Origin of the sequence: Embleya sp. NPDC127516 (assembly GCF_044765325.1) — a bacterium.
Lineage (GTDB): Bacteria > Actinomycetota > Actinomycetes > Streptomycetales > Streptomycetaceae > Embleya.
This window is the reverse complement of the sequence record NZ_JBIWJT010000001.1, coordinates 311,182-326,258: the sequence shown is the minus strand read 5'-3', so window position 1 is coordinate 326,258 and position 15,077 is coordinate 311,182. Positions and strand designations below refer to the sequence as shown.

Annotated in this window: 9 protein-coding genes and 1 pseudogene; all 10 read left to right on the top strand. The window is 71.1% G+C overall.

Translation table 11 applies throughout. From position 1 onward, the window contains the following. Positions 1-175 precede the first annotated feature (175 nt). The 10 genes and pseudogenes from ACIRL2_RS01375 (at position 176) to argF (ending at position 14,915) form a co-directional block, all read left to right on the top strand. A complete protein-coding gene (locus ACIRL2_RS01375; protein ID WP_402229292.1) occupies positions 176-2,455 on the top strand; it encodes a hypothetical protein in 2,280 nt (759 codons plus the stop codon). Beyond that, positions 2,452-3,414 (top strand): sortase, encoded by a 963-nt coding sequence (locus ACIRL2_RS01370; protein WP_402229289.1) that lies wholly within the window; start codon positions 2,452-2,454, stop codon positions 3,412-3,414. Before ACIRL2_RS01375 ends, ACIRL2_RS01370 begins: the two co-directional genes overlap by 4 nt. 180 nt (positions 3,415-3,594) lie before the next feature. Beyond that, positions 3,595-4,311, top strand: a complete 717-nt coding sequence (locus ACIRL2_RS01365) for a phosphate ABC transporter ATP-binding protein (protein WP_395859937.1) — start codon at positions 3,595-3,597, stop codon at positions 4,309-4,311. Next, a complete protein-coding gene (locus ACIRL2_RS01360) occupies positions 4,289-4,675 on the top strand; it encodes a hypothetical protein (protein WP_355529452.1) in 387 nt (128 codons plus the stop codon). Before ACIRL2_RS01365 ends, ACIRL2_RS01360 begins: the two co-directional genes overlap by 23 nt. 378 nt (positions 4,676-5,053) lie before the next feature. After that, positions 5,054-5,257: pseudogene (locus ACIRL2_RS01355) on the top strand (MerR family transcriptional regulator); the annotation flags it as partial. A gap of 874 nt (positions 5,258-6,131) precedes the next feature. Beyond that, positions 6,132-7,946, top strand: a complete 1,815-nt coding sequence (locus ACIRL2_RS01350; RefSeq protein WP_402229286.1) for a 3' terminal RNA ribose 2'-O-methyltransferase Hen1 — start codon at positions 6,132-6,134, stop codon at positions 7,944-7,946. After that, complete coding sequence (locus ACIRL2_RS01345) at positions 7,943-10,543, top strand: polynucleotide kinase-phosphatase (RefSeq protein WP_402229615.1); 2,601 nt, start codon at positions 7,943-7,945, stop codon at positions 10,541-10,543. The genes ACIRL2_RS01350 and ACIRL2_RS01345 overlap by 4 nt, the downstream gene beginning before the upstream one ends. A 274-nt stretch (positions 10,544-10,817) precedes the next feature. After that, positions 10,818-12,434 carry an amino acid permease gene (locus tag ACIRL2_RS01340; RefSeq protein ID WP_402229284.1) on the top strand — a complete coding sequence of 539 codons (1,617 nt, stop codon included), beginning with the start codon at positions 10,818-10,820 and terminating at the stop codon, positions 12,432-12,434. 161 nt (positions 12,435-12,595) lie between these two features. Next, positions 12,596-13,822, top strand: a complete 1,227-nt coding sequence (locus tag ACIRL2_RS01335; protein ID WP_395859828.1) for an arginine deiminase — start codon at positions 12,596-12,598, stop codon at positions 13,820-13,822. 91 nt (positions 13,823-13,913) lie between these two features. Beyond that, positions 13,914-14,915, top strand: a complete 1,002-nt coding sequence (gene argF, locus ACIRL2_RS01330; protein WP_395859827.1) for an ornithine carbamoyltransferase — start codon at positions 13,914-13,916, stop codon at positions 14,913-14,915. Positions 14,916-15,077 lie beyond the last annotated feature (162 nt).

The following is a 15,077-nucleotide window of genomic DNA, read 5'->3' as shown; positions in this document are numbered from 1 at the left end:
GGTCGAGCCGGTCGGGTCGGGTGACCGGGAGATGTCCGGTCCGTGCGGCGCAGGCGAACTTTCGAACACCGTGTCGGTTTCCGCTCCCGCAGTGCCGCCGCGCCGCGCGAGGATCGGCGCGGGTCGTCCTCGCCGGGAGTCGATCCCGAACGCGGGCGAAAGAAGTGGAGTCGCCGTGACGGGCACCGAACGATCCGCCGCCTCGCCGGACGGACGAGCCCTGTCCGTCGCCGGCGTCCTCGCGTTGTGCGTGGCCCTGCTCGCCGGCTGGCTGAGCGTGGTCGCGGGGTCCGCCGGCGCGGCCGAGCCGGCCCGGCCCGCGGTGACCGTGTCGCAGAGCGCCAACCTGGTCAACCAGCGCATCCTGGTGAAGTGGACCGGCTTCACACTCGCCGCCGGCACCAACAGCATCGTGGTGATGCAGTGCAAGGGCACTACGCCCCGACCTCGGGACTGTTGGGCTCCCCGCTGGACGCAGAACGGCCAGGAGATCAGCCAACCGGACGGGCTGCCACCGGGGTTGGCGACCAAGCAGACCGGGCTGCCCACAGCCGCGGACGGATCGGGGCAGGTCTGGATCCAGGTGCGGCCCGCACTGCAACTGGCCGAACTCGGCTGCTCCGACCGGCAGGCGTGCTCGATCGCGGTGTTCGTGATGCCCGACGAGACAAGCACCGCGACGTCCTTCCGCCCCCTGTCCACCGTGCTCCTGGGCGACACCCTGGCGCCTCGAGACACCGACATGGAACTGGCCTTCGCCGCCGGGCAGGCCGCGTTCACGCCGCTGTCCTTCGTACCCACGCCCGACGCGTGCCCGGGCATGGAGCACCCGGACCTGTCGGTCAACGGCTCCGGCGAGTTCACCCAGGCGGGCGCCTCGTGGGTGTTCGGTCTGTGCTCCGCCCGGAACAACGCGGTCAATATGACGGTGAGCGCCGGCTCCGGACCCAGCGGTCGCGAGGTCTTCCTCAGCGACGGCGTCGACATCGGCGTCACCCAACAGCCGATCGGCGGCGCACTCGACCAGGCCCGTCCGGTACCGCTGCCGGGCATCCGCGACAAGGCCAAGACGGTGTACGCGCCGCTGACCAACGGGGCGCTGGCGTTCGCGTTCAACATCGACGACGTCCAGACCCACCTGCCCATTCCGTCGATGAAACTGACGCCCCGTCTGATCGCGAAGCTGATCACCGGCGCGTATCCGGCCGCGCCGCAGACGCCCGGTTCGATCAGGTCGTTGTGGACGGACCCGGAGTTCACCGCCATCAACGACACCCGCAACTGGCCCGGGAACATCCGGACCCCGATCCTGCGCGGCGTCCAGGACGACACCATCTGGGCGCTGACCACGTGGCTGGCCTCCGACCGGGAGACCCTGGCGTGGCTGTCGGGCACACCGGACCAGAACAACGTGGTGTGTCCCGCGGAGTGGCGCGTGGGCAACGTCGGCTATCCGCTCGCGGTGTACACCAACCGCCTGGAGATGCTCGTCGATGTGAACGTGCCGCAGACGGTGTACGAGGACATCGCCAACCGGCTGGGCAACTCGGTGCCGACCAACCGCTCGATGACCGATGTCGGTCCCAAGGACGACGGCCAGGACAAGTACGGCTTCCACAGCGTCATGGCGATCACCTCGGTCGAGGCGGCCACCCGGATGGGCACGCCGGTGGCCAGGATCCGCAACGCGGCGGGCAACTTCGTCGACCCGACCGACCCCGCGACCGTGCGCGCCGGCCTCGCCGCCGCCAAGCCGGGGCCGGACGGAGTCACGCTGACCAACGACTTCCAGAGCACGGTCGCGAACGCCTACCCGCTCACCGTCACCGACGTGGCGATGGTCTCCACGGACAAGCTCACCGCCGCCAAGGCGGCCAAGATCGACGCCTTCCTCGCCTACGCGGCCACCGCCGGCCAGGTGCAGACCGGGAGCTTCCAGCCCGGCAGCCTGCCGCCCGGCTACATCCCGCTCAGCGACGCCCAGAAGCAGCAGATCGCCGCCGCCCGGCAGAAGATCGCCGCCGCGCCCAAGTGGACCGGCGAGCCGCCGCCCACCACCCCGCCGCCGGTCGACCAGGGCGGCGACAACAACAACGCGGGCGCCTCGGCGGGCACGAGCGCCGGCAACACGGGCAACCCGAACACCCCGCCTGCGACCGACCCGACCCCGGCCCCGACCGCGGCGCCGTCGACCGCGCCCTCCACCGCCCCCGTCGGTGCGGCCACCCCGCCTGCCGACAACAACCCGTTTCCCTCGGTCGCCAACGTGATCAAGGACGCGCTCGCCGGCGACCCGTCCGCGGTCGTGCTGCTGATCCTGATGTGCGTGAGCGGGGCCGCCCTGCTCGCCTGCCCCGTGCTGCTCTCGCTCGGGCACAAGCGCCGCACCGGCGACTGGCCACCGCCGGTGGCCGCCGTCCTGCGCCTGATCGGTCGCCAGGGGGCAGCCGCATGACCGCCGACACCGTCTCCAAGGTGCCCGCGACCGCGCCGGCGACCGCCCCCGCGGCCGCATCGACGCCTGCGGGCGCACCCGCGAGCGCCGGCGCGCGACCGCCCGCGAGCGCGAGCAAGCCGCGTGCGGGGCGCCCCGACCCGTACACGATCGCCGGCGCGTCGGTCGCGCTGCTCGCGCTGCTCATCGCGGGCTTCGTCGGCTACCTGTACGTGGTCTCCGACATCCAACAGGCGCGCGACCAGAGCATCCTGGCCGACCGGCTCTCCGACGAGCTCTACCGCGACGTCGGCCCGCTCGGCGGCAGCATCGACAAGGGCAGCCCCGTGGCGATGTTGCGGATCCCCGCGATCGGCCTCGGACAGGTCGTGGTCGAGGGCACCACCGCGGACTCGCTCGCCAAGGGACCCGGACACCTGCGCACCAGCGGCCTGCCCGGCCAGGGCGGACACAGCGTGATCATGGGCCGCGCACACACCTTCGGCGGCCCGTTCCGGGACATCGGCAAGCTGCGCGTCGGCCAGCGCATCGAAGCCACCACCCAGCAGGGCGAGTTCACCTACAAGGTGATCGAGCGCCGGCACGTGAGAAACGGCAAGGACGACGTGCTCGCGCCCGACCGGGAGAACCGGCTCGTGCTGATCACCGCCGACTCGTGGATCCGGCCCGGCGGTCGCACCGTGGTCATCGCCGAACTGCAGGGCGCCCCCAAGGCCCAGGAGGGCCGCCGTCCGCAAGGTCTACGCGCGGACGAGAAGGGCACCGGCGGCTACGCGGACGCCGGCGTGCGACTGCTGCTGTGGGCACAGGCGTTCACGCTCGTGCTCGTCGTCCTGGCCTGGGCGCTGCGCCGCCATCCCGATCGCCGAGTCACGCTCCTGCTCGGCACCCCGGTCGTGCTCGCCGTCGTGTGGGCACTGTACGAATCCGCCGCTCGCGTACTCCCGGCGACGCTCTGACGCCGGTTCTCGTCCGTCCCACTCCACACCCCGGAGGCTCCGCACGTGACCAGCCCGGACAGCGGTGCGACGACTCTCGCTCCCGCAGCCGAGACCCAGCCTTTACCGGCCCAATCCGCCGGCGGGCGTGGCTCGACGCTCACCGCGGAGGCCGTCAGCGCCTGGTTCGGCACCCACAAGGTGCTCGAACGCGTCGACCTCGTGATGGCGGCCAACTCCGTCACGGCCCTGATCGGGCCGTCCGGCTGCGGCAAGTCCACGTTCCTGCGCATCCTCAACCGGATGCACGAACTCGTGCCCAGCGCCCAACTCGCGGGCCGGGTCCTGCTCGACGGCGAGGACATCTACGACTCCACCCGCCGCCCGATCGAGACCCGGCGGCGGGTCGGGATGGTCTTCCAAAAGCCCAACCCATTCCCGGCGATGTCCATCTACGACAACGTGGTCGCCGGCCTGAAGCTGACCGGCGTGCGCAACGCGGACAAGGACGCCGTCGTGGAGTCCTCGCTGGTTCGGGCCGGCCTGTGGATGGAGGTGAGAAATCGGCTCAGGCAACCCGGCGGCGCGCTCTCCGGTGGTCAGCAGCAGCGTCTCTGCATCGCCCGCTCCCTGGCGGTCGACCCGGACGTGCTGCTCATGGACGAGCCCTGCTCGGCGCTCGACCCGACCTCCACCCGGCGGATCGAGGACACCATCGGCGAGCTGCGCGACGACATCACCATCGTGATCGTCACGCACAACATGCAGCAGGCCCAACGTGTCTCCGACCACTGTGCGTTCTTCCTCGCGGCGGAGAACACCCCCGGCCACATCGTCGAGGCCGGACCCACCACCGCGATCTTCGGCACCCCCCGCGACCCCCGGACGGCCGACTATGTCGCCGGTCGCTTCGGATGAGTCGCGGGCCCCGGACGGTACGCCGGAACGGCACGCGCGCTACGACGTCCACCTGGACGCCGAGCAGCACGTGCGGTGGCGGCTCATCGCCCCGAACGGCCGCGTGCTCGCGCGGTCCGCTCGGGGCCATGTCACGGCGGGGGCCTGCCGTATCGAGTTGGACCGGCTGCGTCGCCGGGTGGTCGACCTCGTGCCCGTCATCGGACGGGCCACCGGAGCGCCGGGCTGGTTCTGGAGCGTGGCTCTGGAACCCAGCGCTCCCGTCGCGTTGTCGGCCCGCACCTACGAGCGCCTGGAGAGTTGCCAGGTGTCCTACGAGAGATTCGTCCGCCTGCTGACCGTCACCGAGCCCGACGACTGGTGACCCGGGCCGCGCGCCCGCCGCGATCACGACGATCGTGGCGGCGCGCCCCTGCGGCCGGGACCTCCCCGTGCTCCTGCGTCGAGCCTTCCGGTGCCCGCGCGGTGGAGCTTCCCGTGCTCCTGCGTCGGGCCTTCCGGTGCCCGCGCGGTGGAGCTTCCCGTGCTCCTGCGTCGGGCCTTCCGGTGCCCGCGCGGTGGAGCTTCCCGTGCTCCTGCGTCGGGCCTTCCGGTGCCCGCGCGGTGGAGCTTCCCGAGCGCCTGCGTCGGGCCTTCCGGTGCCCGGCCGGTGGAGCTTCCCGAGCGCCTGCGGTGGACCTCCCGGTGCCCTGGGGTGGACCCTCCCGTCACGGGAGAGGGCACTGTGGTCGATCGGGAGGTGATGGGGATGTTCCTCGGCATCGGAGACTTCGCACGCGCCACGGGCCTGACCGTCAAGGCGCTGCGATGGTATGACGAACAGGGCGTGCTGGTGCCCGCGGACGTGGATCCGCACACGCGCTACCGCCGGTACACGATCGGCCAACTCGAACAGGCGGGTCTGGTCCGCGCGCTCCGCGCGGCCGGCGTGCCGCTCGCGGCGATCCGCACCGCGATGGGCAACGGCGGTTCCGCACACGAGGCGCTGCGGGCGCGCCGGGAGGCGGTCCGAACCGAACGGGCACGCGAGGACCGGGCGATCGCGGCGGCGGAGCGGGTGCTCGCCGGCGCCGACGTGGACTACGACGTGCGACTGCGCCGGACCGGAGCCCAGGCGTGGGTCGGCGTCGTCGAGTACGTCGCGACGCCCGAGGACACCGAGCCCGTGATCGAGGGCCCCGACGGCGCGGTCGTGGACGCCGACGTCGCGATCGAGGGCGCACTGCTCGACCTGTACGCGAGCCTGCACGCGGACGGCATCGCACCCACCGGCGGCTTCTGGCTCGACCTGGGACGCCCCTCCGACGCCGCCGGGGCAGAGGTCGCCCTGTGCCTGCCACTCGCCGAACCGGTCCCCGAGGGTTGGTCCGTCCCGGGCCGGCGGACGATCGCCGGCGTACGGCCGGCCGGCCGCGAACTGTGCACCGACCACGTGGTCACCGACACCGACCCCGACGACGGCACCGCCGTACACCCCGCGTTCGCCGCGCTCGTCCGCGCCGCCGCCGGACGGGACCTGTCGATCGACCTGGGCAGCCTGCGCCAACACTGCCCGCGAGAGCTCGCGAGCGCGCCCGGGGCGGCGACTCGTATGGCGGTGGAACTGTCGGTCGACGTCGATGGCGACGGTGGCTTCGATGGTGGCGTCGAAGGCGGCGTTGACAGTGGCGTTGACAGTGGCGTCGACGGGTGGAGGCTCGGGGGGAGGGGATGTACGGCGGGGGCGCGCGGAGGGTGTGTCGAGCGAGGGTATGGAGTGAGGGCGCAGACCGGTGAAAAGCGATCGTCGGCGAGTGGGTATCTGACACATAATCGGCCTGGTGTTCCTGACCATCGCAACCACCCATCAGCCCGCCACCGACCTCGGCTTCCTGCTGCACAAGCATCCCGGGAAGGCGCAACGGTTCTCCACGACCTACGGCGAAGCACACGTCTTCTACCCCGAGGCCGACGACACGCGCTGCACCGCGGCGCTGCTGCTCGACGTCGACCCGATCGCGCTCACGCGCGGGGTCAAGCGGGGCAAGGGCGCCAAGGGCTCGCCCGACCTCGCGCTCGCGCAGTACGTCAACGACCGGCCCTACGCCGCCTCGTCGCTGCTCGCGGTCGCGCTCGGCACGGTCTTCCGTACCGCGATGCAGGGGCGCTGCGACGCGCGGCCCGAACTGCCCGCGACGGCGATGCCGTTGGAGATCGAGGTGCCCGCGCTGCCCGCGCGCGGCGGCGAGGAGATGGTCCGGCGGCTGTTCGAGCCGCTGGGATGGCAGGTCGCGATCGAGCCGATTCCGCTGGATCCGCGCTTCCCGGCGTGGGGCGACTCGCGCTATGTGCGGCTCGCGCTGACCGGCACGATGCCGCTCGCGGAGGCCCTGCGGCAGTTGTACGTGCTGCTGCCGGTGTTGGACAACGCGAAGCACTACTGGGTCGCACCCGACGAGGTGGACAAGCTGCTCCGCGCCGGCGAGGGCTGGCTGTCGGCGCACCCGGACCGGGACCTGATCGCGAGCCGATACCTCTCACGGCGACACACCCTCACCCGCAGCGCGATCGAGCGCCTCGCCGAGGTCGACGAGACCGCGCCGGAGAATCTGGACAACGCGGTACCGGACGAGGTCGAGGAGGACGCGGGGGCGGCGGAGGAGTCGGCCGCGGTCGCGGTTGCGAGCGCCGCTTGTGCCGCGGACGTGCCCGAGGGTGTGGGTGCGACGCCGGCGAGTGCGACTGCCGAGAGTGCGCCCGCGGGTGCCCCCGCGACCGGAGTGCCCGCGGGCGCGGGCGATGTCGCTGCGGGCGCAGGTGCCGTCGCCGCGGACGAGTCGCTCGCGACCGCGCCGGCGACCGCCGACGCCGTGGTCGCGGGCGCACCTGCGGGTGCGGGTGCGGACGAGCGGCCCATGACGCTCGCCAGGCAGCGGCGGGACGCGATCCTGGCGGCCCTGCGGGCGGCCGGGGCCGAGCGCGTGCTCGACCTGGGCTGTGGCGACGGCAAGCTGATCGGGTCGATGCTCCGGGAGCCGCGCTTCCGCGAGATCGTCGGGGTAGACGTGTCCACTCGCGCGCTCACCATCGCCGAGCGCAAGCTCAAGCTCGCCCGGATGTCGGAGCGGCAGCGCGACCGCGTGCGGCTGATCCAGGGTGCGCTGACCTACACCGACAAGCGGCTCGTCGGCTACGACGCGGCCGTGCTGTGCGAGGTGATCGAGCACCTGGACGAGCCGCGCCTGCCCGCCCTGGAGTACGCGGTGCTCGGCGCGGCCCGGCCGGCCACCGTCGTGGTGACCACGCCCAACGTCGAATACAACATCCGCTACGCCCCCGAGGAGCCGGGCGGCGAAGGCCTCGCGGCCGGCGCCATGCGGCACGGCGACCACCGCTTCGAATGGGACCGCGCCACGTTTCGCGCGTGGGCCGAACGGGCGGCCGCCAAGTACGGCTACGCGGCCCGCTTCGAACCGGTCGGCGAGGTCGACCCCGAGGTCGGCCCCTCCACGCAGATGGCCGTGTTCACCCGTACCGAGACCGAACCCGCCGGCACCACGCGAACCGCCGACGACCCCCGGCCCGGCGACACCGCCGTCCCCACGTCCATACCCACCCCCACCGCGAACGACGAAGGCACCGGAGCAACGGCATGACCCACGACGCGAGCGCCCGCCGCGCATTGACCATGCCCGACCTGTGCCTGGTGGTCCTGATCGGCACCACGGGCGCGGGCAAGTCGACCTTCGCCCGCACCCACTTCAAGCCCACCCAGGTGCTCTCCTCCGACTACTTCCGCGGCCTGGTCGCCGACGACGAGAACGACCAGGCGGCCTCCGGCGACGCGTTCGACCTGCTGCACCACGTCGCCCGGATGCGGCTCGCGTCCGGCCGGCTGACCGTCGTGGACGCGACCAACGTGCAGCGCGAGGCCCGCGCGCACCTGGTCAAGGTCGCCCGCGACCACGACGTGTTCCCGGTCGCGATCGTGCTGGACATCCCCGAGGCCGAGTGCCAGGCACGCAACGCCGAGCGCCCGGACCGGATGCACCTGCCCCCGCACGTGGTCCAGCGCCAGCACCGGGACCTGCGCCGATCGCTGCGCGGCCTGCAACGCGAGGGCTTCCGCAAGGTGCACGTGCTCTCCGGCGTGGACGAGGTCGCCCGCGCCGAGATCGTGCACGAGCGCCGATACAACGACCTGCGGCACCTGACCGGGCCGTTCGACGTGATCGGCGACATCCACGGCTGCCGCGCCGAGTTGGAGACGCTGCTGATCGAGCTCGGCTATGGGATCACCCGCGACGACGCGGGGCGCCCGGTCGACGCCGTACACCCCCTGGGCCGCACCGCCGTGTTCGTCGGCGACCTGGTGGACCGCGGACCGGACACGCCGGGCGTGCTGCGCCTGGTGATGGGCATGGTCGGCGCCGGACACGCGCTGTGCGTACCGGGCAACCACGAGAACAAGTTGGTGCGCGCGCTCAAGGGACGGCAGGTCAAGACCACCCACGGCCTTGCCGAGTCGCTCGAACAACTGGCCGCGGAGAGCGAGGAGTTCCGCGCCGAGGTGGTCGACTTCTGCGAGGCCCTGGTGAGCCACTACCTGCTCGACGAGGGCAGGCTCGTGGTGTGCCACGCGGGTCTTCCGGAGAAGTACCACGGTCGGATGTCCGGTCGGGTGCGCAGCTTCGCGCTGTACGGCGACACCACGGGGGAGACCGACGAGTACGGTCTGCCGGTGCGCTACCCGTGGGCCGACGAGTACCGGGGCAAGGCGACCGTGGTCTACGGCCACACGCCCACGCCCCGTGCCGTGTGGGTGAACAACACGATCTGCCTGGACACCGGCGCGGTGTTCGGCGGCGAGCTGACCGCGCTGCGCTGGCCGGAGCGCGAGTTGGTCGCCGTGGCGGCCGAGCGGGTCTGGTACGAGCCGGTGCGACCGTTGGCCTCGGAGGCGCCCGGTGGTCGGGACGGGCGCACCCTCGACCTGGGCGACGTGCTCGACCTGAGCCCCGGCGGGGTCGGTCGCCGGCACGTCGAGACGGCCCGCGCGGGCAGGGTCACGGTACGTCAGGAGAACGCGGCGGCGGCCCTGGAGGTGATGAGCCGGTTCGCCATCGACCCGCGCTGGCTGGTGTACCTGCCGCCGACGATGGCCCCGTGCGCGACCAGCACGCTGCCGGGCCTGCTCGAACACCCGGCCGAGGCGTTCACGCAGTTCCGCGCGGACGGGGTCGCCACGGTGATCTGCGAGGAGAAGCACATGGGCTCGCGCGCGGTCGCCCTGGTCTGCCGGGACGAGGCAGCCGCGCGCGAGGCGTTCGGGGTGGACGAGGGGATGGGTGTGGGCGCGGTGTGGACGCGCACCGGCCGCGGCTTCTTCCCCGACCGCGCCACCACCGACGGCTTCCTGGACCGGCTGCGCGCGGCGATCGACGCCGCCGGGCTGTGGGCGGAACTGGACACCGACTGGTTGCTGTTCGACGCCGAGCTGATGCCGTGGTCGGCGAAGGCGCAGGAGTTGTTGCGGCAGCAGTACGCGTCGGTGGGCGCGGCCGCGACCTCCGCGCTGCCGGTCGCCGGCGCCGCGCTGGCGCGTGTACTCGAACGCGGAATCGACGTCGGCGAGCTCGCCGACCGGATCCGGGGCCGCGAGGCGAACGCGCACGCCTTCGTGGACGCGTACGGCCGGTACTGCTGGGAGACCGACGGTCTCGCGGGTCTGCGCTTCGCGCCGTTCCAGGTGCTCGCCGGGCGCGGCGGGTCCTACCTGGGGCGGGACCACGCGTGGCATCTCGCACTCGCCGACCGCCTGGTGGCGGCCGACACCTCGGGGTTGCTCGCGCCCACCGGCCGACTGGTCGTGGACGTCACCGACGACGAACAGGTCGCGGCGGGCATCGAGTGGTGGACCGCGCTGACCGCGGCCGGCGGTGAGGGCATGGTCGTCAAACCGCTCGCGGGCGAGGCGGCGCGGGTGGCGAACCGACGTGTGCAGCCCGGGGTCAAGTGCCGTGGTCCGGAGTACCTGCGGATCATCTACGGCGCCGACTACACCGAACCGGTGAACCTGGAGCGGTTGCGCAATCGCGGCCTGGGCCACAAGCGTTCGATGGCGCTGCGCGAGCACGCGCTGGGCGCCGAGGCACTGGACCGACTGGCGGCCGGCGAGGCGCTGTGGCGCGTGCACGAGGCGGTCTTCGCCGTACTCGCGCTGGAATCGGAGCCGGTGGACCCCAGGCTCTGAGTCCGCGTCACCTGTTCGCAGCAAGGGCGGTATCCGTGGCGACACGGATACCGCCCTTGTGTGCGTGATTGCCGGAAAGTTTCGGGTATGTCGCTTCAGTGTCCTGTGCCGATCGAGGCGGATCGACGGTCCCGTGTCGAGAGGTCCCGGCGACACCGCAGGTCGTGACCTGTGTCGGAGGTGCGTGCCCGCTCCCGGGTGCAGGATCCGAACGTGGTGGAAAGCGGAGCCGAACCCGCGGCGCCGGATCGCCTCGACACACGGAGGAGCAGCGATGAGCCACGTGGTGGATCCCACGACCCCCACGTCCTCGCCGGCGGCCGCACCCGAGACCTCGTCGCAGGCGTCCGCACCCGCGGCCGGCGAGACCTCGCAGGGCACCCTCGGCCTCCCGCAGGCGTCCGCACCCGCGGCCGGCGAGACCTCGCAGGGCACCCTCGGCCTCCCGCAGGCGTCCGCACCCGCGGCCGGCGAGACCTCGCAGGGCACCCTCGGCCTCCCGCAGGCGCCCGCACCCGCGGCCGGCGAGACCTCGCAGGGCACCCTCGGCCTCCCGCAGGCGACCGCACTCGTGGTCGGCGGCGTCCTGGGCACCGGGATCTTCCTGCTACCGGCCACGCTCGCCAAGTACGGCACGATCAGCATCCTCGCCCTCGGCCTGGTGACCATCGGCGCCCTGGCGATCGCGGCGATCCTCGGCGGACTCGGTGCGCGTGTCCCGGCGGCCGGCGGTCCGTACGCCTACGCCCGTGCGGCGTTCGGCGAGTTCCCCGGCTTCCTGACCGCGTGGTCGTTCTGGATCACCGCCTGGGTCGGCAACGCCGCCATCGCGGTGGCCTGGGTGGGCTACGTGAACTACTTCCTGCACTGGGACTCCATGCCCGGCAAGATCGCGATCGCCCTGGTCGGCCTGTGGATCCCGGCCCTGATCAACCTGTCCGGGGTCGGGAACACGGGCCTGTTCCAAGTCGTGACCACCGTGCTCAAGGTCGTTCCGCTGCTGTTCGTGGCCGTTGTCGGTCTGTTCTTCGTCGAGGGCGGCAACTTCGGCGAGTTCAACACGAGCGACGAGAACTTCCTCGGCGCTTTGCAGGTCTCCGCGGCGCTGGTGGTGTTCGCCTACTCGGGCATCGAGGCCGCGTCCGTGGCCGCCCGGAAGGTCGAGAACCCCGAACGCGACATCGGCAGGGCCTCGATCCACGGCACGCTCGCCTGCGCCGCCCTGTACATGCTGAGCACGATCGCGGTGATGGGGACCGTCCCGCACGCCGAACTCGTCGACTCGTCCGCACCGTTCTCCGACGCGCTGAACCACATGTTCGGCGGCGGCCCCTGGGGCGGGGTGATGGCCGCGGTTGCGATCGTCTCCGGCATCGGCGCGCTCAACGGCTGGACCCTGCTGTGCGCGGAGATGCCGTACGCGGCGGCGAAGGACGGCGTGTTCCCCCGGCGGTTCGCCGTTGTCGACCGGGCGGGTGTGCCGGTCTTCGGCGTGCTGGTCGCCGCCGTCCTGACCTCGGTCGTGGTCGCGGTGAACCACGTGTGGTCCGAGGACGCCTTCGAGACGATCCTGCTCCTGGCCACCGTCACCACCGTGATCCCCTACCTGTCCTCCGCTTCGGCGCAACTGCTCTGGCTGGTCACCCGCGAGCGTGCGGTCACTCGCGCGGCACTGGCCAAGGACCTCACCATCGCCGTCGCGGGCTTGCTGTTCGCCCTGTGGATGCTCCACGGCGCGGGCATGGACGCGGTGCTCAAGAGCCTGATCATGCTGGTGCTCGGCATCCCGGTCCATCTCCGGGTCAAGGCCGCGCGCGGCGCGTACCGCCCCGGCGACAAGGAGGCGAGCCGCGTCGAAGTCGAGGGCGCGACCCCCGCCATGCGCGAGTAGCGCGGCGCACGCGCCCAGCGTGCGTCGTACCTTCGAAATCGGAAACATCATTCGCAGGCGCACACGGCACGAGAACCGGAAGCACCGTCGGAAGCAGAACCGGACCCGGTCCCGATGGCCGGAAGGCACACCGCAGTTCGCAACGGTCAGGAGGACCATCCATGGGGTTCCACGTCGAGTCGGAGACCGGTCGACTCAAGCAGGTGATCCTGCACCGCCCGGATCTGGAGATGAAGCGGCTGACCCCGACGAACAAGGACGAACTCCTGTTCGACGACGTCTTGTGGGTCAAGCGGGCCCGCGAGGAGCACGACGGTTTCGCGGACGCGCTGCGGGATCGGGGCATTCGTGTCCACCTGTTCACGGACCTGCTGCGCGAGACGCTCTCGGGCGAGCCGGCCGCCAAGAAGATGGTGCTGGACCGGGTCTTCGACGAACGCGAGTTCGGCCTGCTGGCGGTGGACGAGTTGCGCGGTCTGTTCGAGGGCTTCGACACCAACGAGCTGGTGCGCTACCTGGTGGGCGGGATCACCAAGCGCGAGATCCTGGAGTTGATGCAGGAACCGCACAGCGTCGCGTTCCACACGATGGACGTGGACGACTTCGTGCTCAAGCCGCTGCCCAACCACATCTTCACCCGGGACACCTCGTGCTGGGTCTACGACGGCGTCGCGGTGAACGCGATGATGATGCCCGCCCGGCGGCGCGAGACCGTGCACTTCGAGGCGATCTACAACTACCACCCGAACTTCGCCAAGGGCGACTTCAACGTGTGGAACCCGGGCCAGAGCAGCTTCCCCGCGTCGATGGAGGGCGGCGACGTGCTGGTGATCGGCAACGGCGCGGTCCTGGTCGGGATGAGCGAGCGGACCACCCCGCAGGGCGTCGAGGCGCTCGCGCGGGCGCTGTTCAAGCACGGTTCCGCGACGAAGGTGGTCGCCCTGAACATGCCGAAGAAACGCGCCTTCATGCACCTGGACACGGTGATGACGATGCTCGACGGCGAGACCTTCACCAAGTACGCGGGCATGGGCATGCTGCCGTCGTACACGATCGAGCCGGGCGAGCACGACAAGGAACTCAAGGTCACCGACCACCCGGCACACGACATGCACAAGGCGATCGCGAACGCCCTGGACCTGTCCGACATCCGGGTGCTGACCGCGACGCAGGACGTGCGCTCCGCCGAGCGCGAGCAATGGGACGACGGTTGCAACGTGCTCGCGGTCGAACCCGGGGTGGTCTTCGCCTACGAACGCAATGTCACCACGAACACCTACCTGCGCAAGAACGGCATCGAGGTGGTCACCATCCGGGGCAGCGAGCTCGGCCGCGGTCGCGGTGGGCCGCGCTGCATGAGCTGTCCGGTGGAGCGCGAGGCCGTCTAACCTGGCGGTTTGCCGATCCGACGACGCGTTGGCCGACCCGCCCGACGCGTCCACCGACCTTTCGATCCCGCACGAAGAGAAGCCTGGAGCCATGGCCTTCAACCTGCGTCACCGCAACTTCCTCAAGGAATTGGACTTCACTCCGAAGGAGTTCAACCACCTGCTCGACCTCGCCGCGGACCTGAAGGCCGCGAAGTACGCGGGCAACGAGCGCAAGCGTCTCGTCGGCAAGAACATCGCGCTGATCTTCGAGAAGACCTCCACCCGCACCCGGTGCGCGTTCGAGGTCGCCGCGTACGACCAGGGCGCGGGCGTGACCTACCTCGACCCGGGCGGCTCGCAGATCGGGCACAAGGAGTCGATGAAGGACACCGCGCGGGTGCTCGGGCGGATGTACGACGGCATCGAATACCGGGGCAGCAAGCAGGAGTACGTCGAGGAACTCGGCAAATACGCGGGCGTGCCGGTGTGGAACGGTCTGACCGACGAATGGCACCCCACGCAGATGCTCGCGGACATGCTCACCATGCGCGAGCACTCGGACAAGCCGCTGCACCAGGTCTCGTTCGCCTACCTCGGCGACGCCCGCAACAACATGGGCAACTCGCTGATGATCACTGCCGCGATGCTGGGCATGGACGTACGCATGGTCGCGCCCGAGGAGTTGTGGAACGACGCGGAGATCGTCGCCAAGGCCAAGGAGATCGCGACCGCAACCGGTGCCCGGATCACCCACACCGCCGACGTCGCGGAAGGCGTCAAGGGTGTGGACTTCCTCTACACCGACGTGTGGGTGTCGATGGGTGAGCCCAAGGAGGTGTGGGACACCCGGATCGCACAACTGAAGGCATACCAGGTCAACATGGACGTGGTGAAGGCCACCGGCAACCCCAAGGTCAAGTTCATGCACTGTCTCCCGGCGTTCCACGACCGCAACACCAAGGTCGGCCAGGACATCTTCGAGAAGACCGGCATGGAGGCGCTGGAGGTCACCGACGAGGTCTTCGAGTCGGACTTCTCGATCGTCTTCGACGAGGCCGAGAACCGCCTGCACACGATCAAGGCGGTCATGGTCGCCACACTCGGCGACTAGAGCGCGGTACGAGGAACGGCGCGGCCCGGGCACCGGACCAACCGGTACCCGGGCCGCACGTGGTTGTGGAACGCCCCATTTGCCACGTTCATTCGCTTTGCTGCGACGAGGCGACCGGTCGACGACCGCTCGCGCTCGCCGCCCGAACCGAAGGGATCCACC

What these genes read in the sequence shown, in the direction of transcription:
- ACIRL2_RS01370 (WP_402229289.1), top strand. Translation starts at nt 2,452, where the DNA reads ATGACCGCCGACACCGTCTCCAAGGTGCCCGCGACCGCGCCGGCGACC.
- ACIRL2_RS01360 (WP_355529452.1), top strand. Translation starts at nt 4,289, where the DNA reads ATGTCGCCGGTCGCTTCGGATGAGTCGCGGGCCCCGGACGGTACGCCG.
- ACIRL2_RS01345 (WP_402229615.1), top strand. Translation starts at nt 7,943, where the DNA reads ATGACCCACGACGCGAGCGCCCGCCGCGCATTGACCATGCCCGACCTG.
- ACIRL2_RS01340 (WP_402229284.1), top strand. Translation starts at nt 10,818, where the DNA reads ATGAGCCACGTGGTGGATCCCACGACCCCCACGTCCTCGCCGGCGGCC.
- ACIRL2_RS01335 (WP_395859828.1), top strand. Translation starts at nt 12,596, where the DNA reads ATGGGGTTCCACGTCGAGTCGGAGACCGGTCGACTCAAGCAGGTGATC.
- argF (WP_395859827.1), top strand. Translation starts at nt 13,914, where the DNA reads ATGGCCTTCAACCTGCGTCACCGCAACTTCCTCAAGGAATTGGACTTC.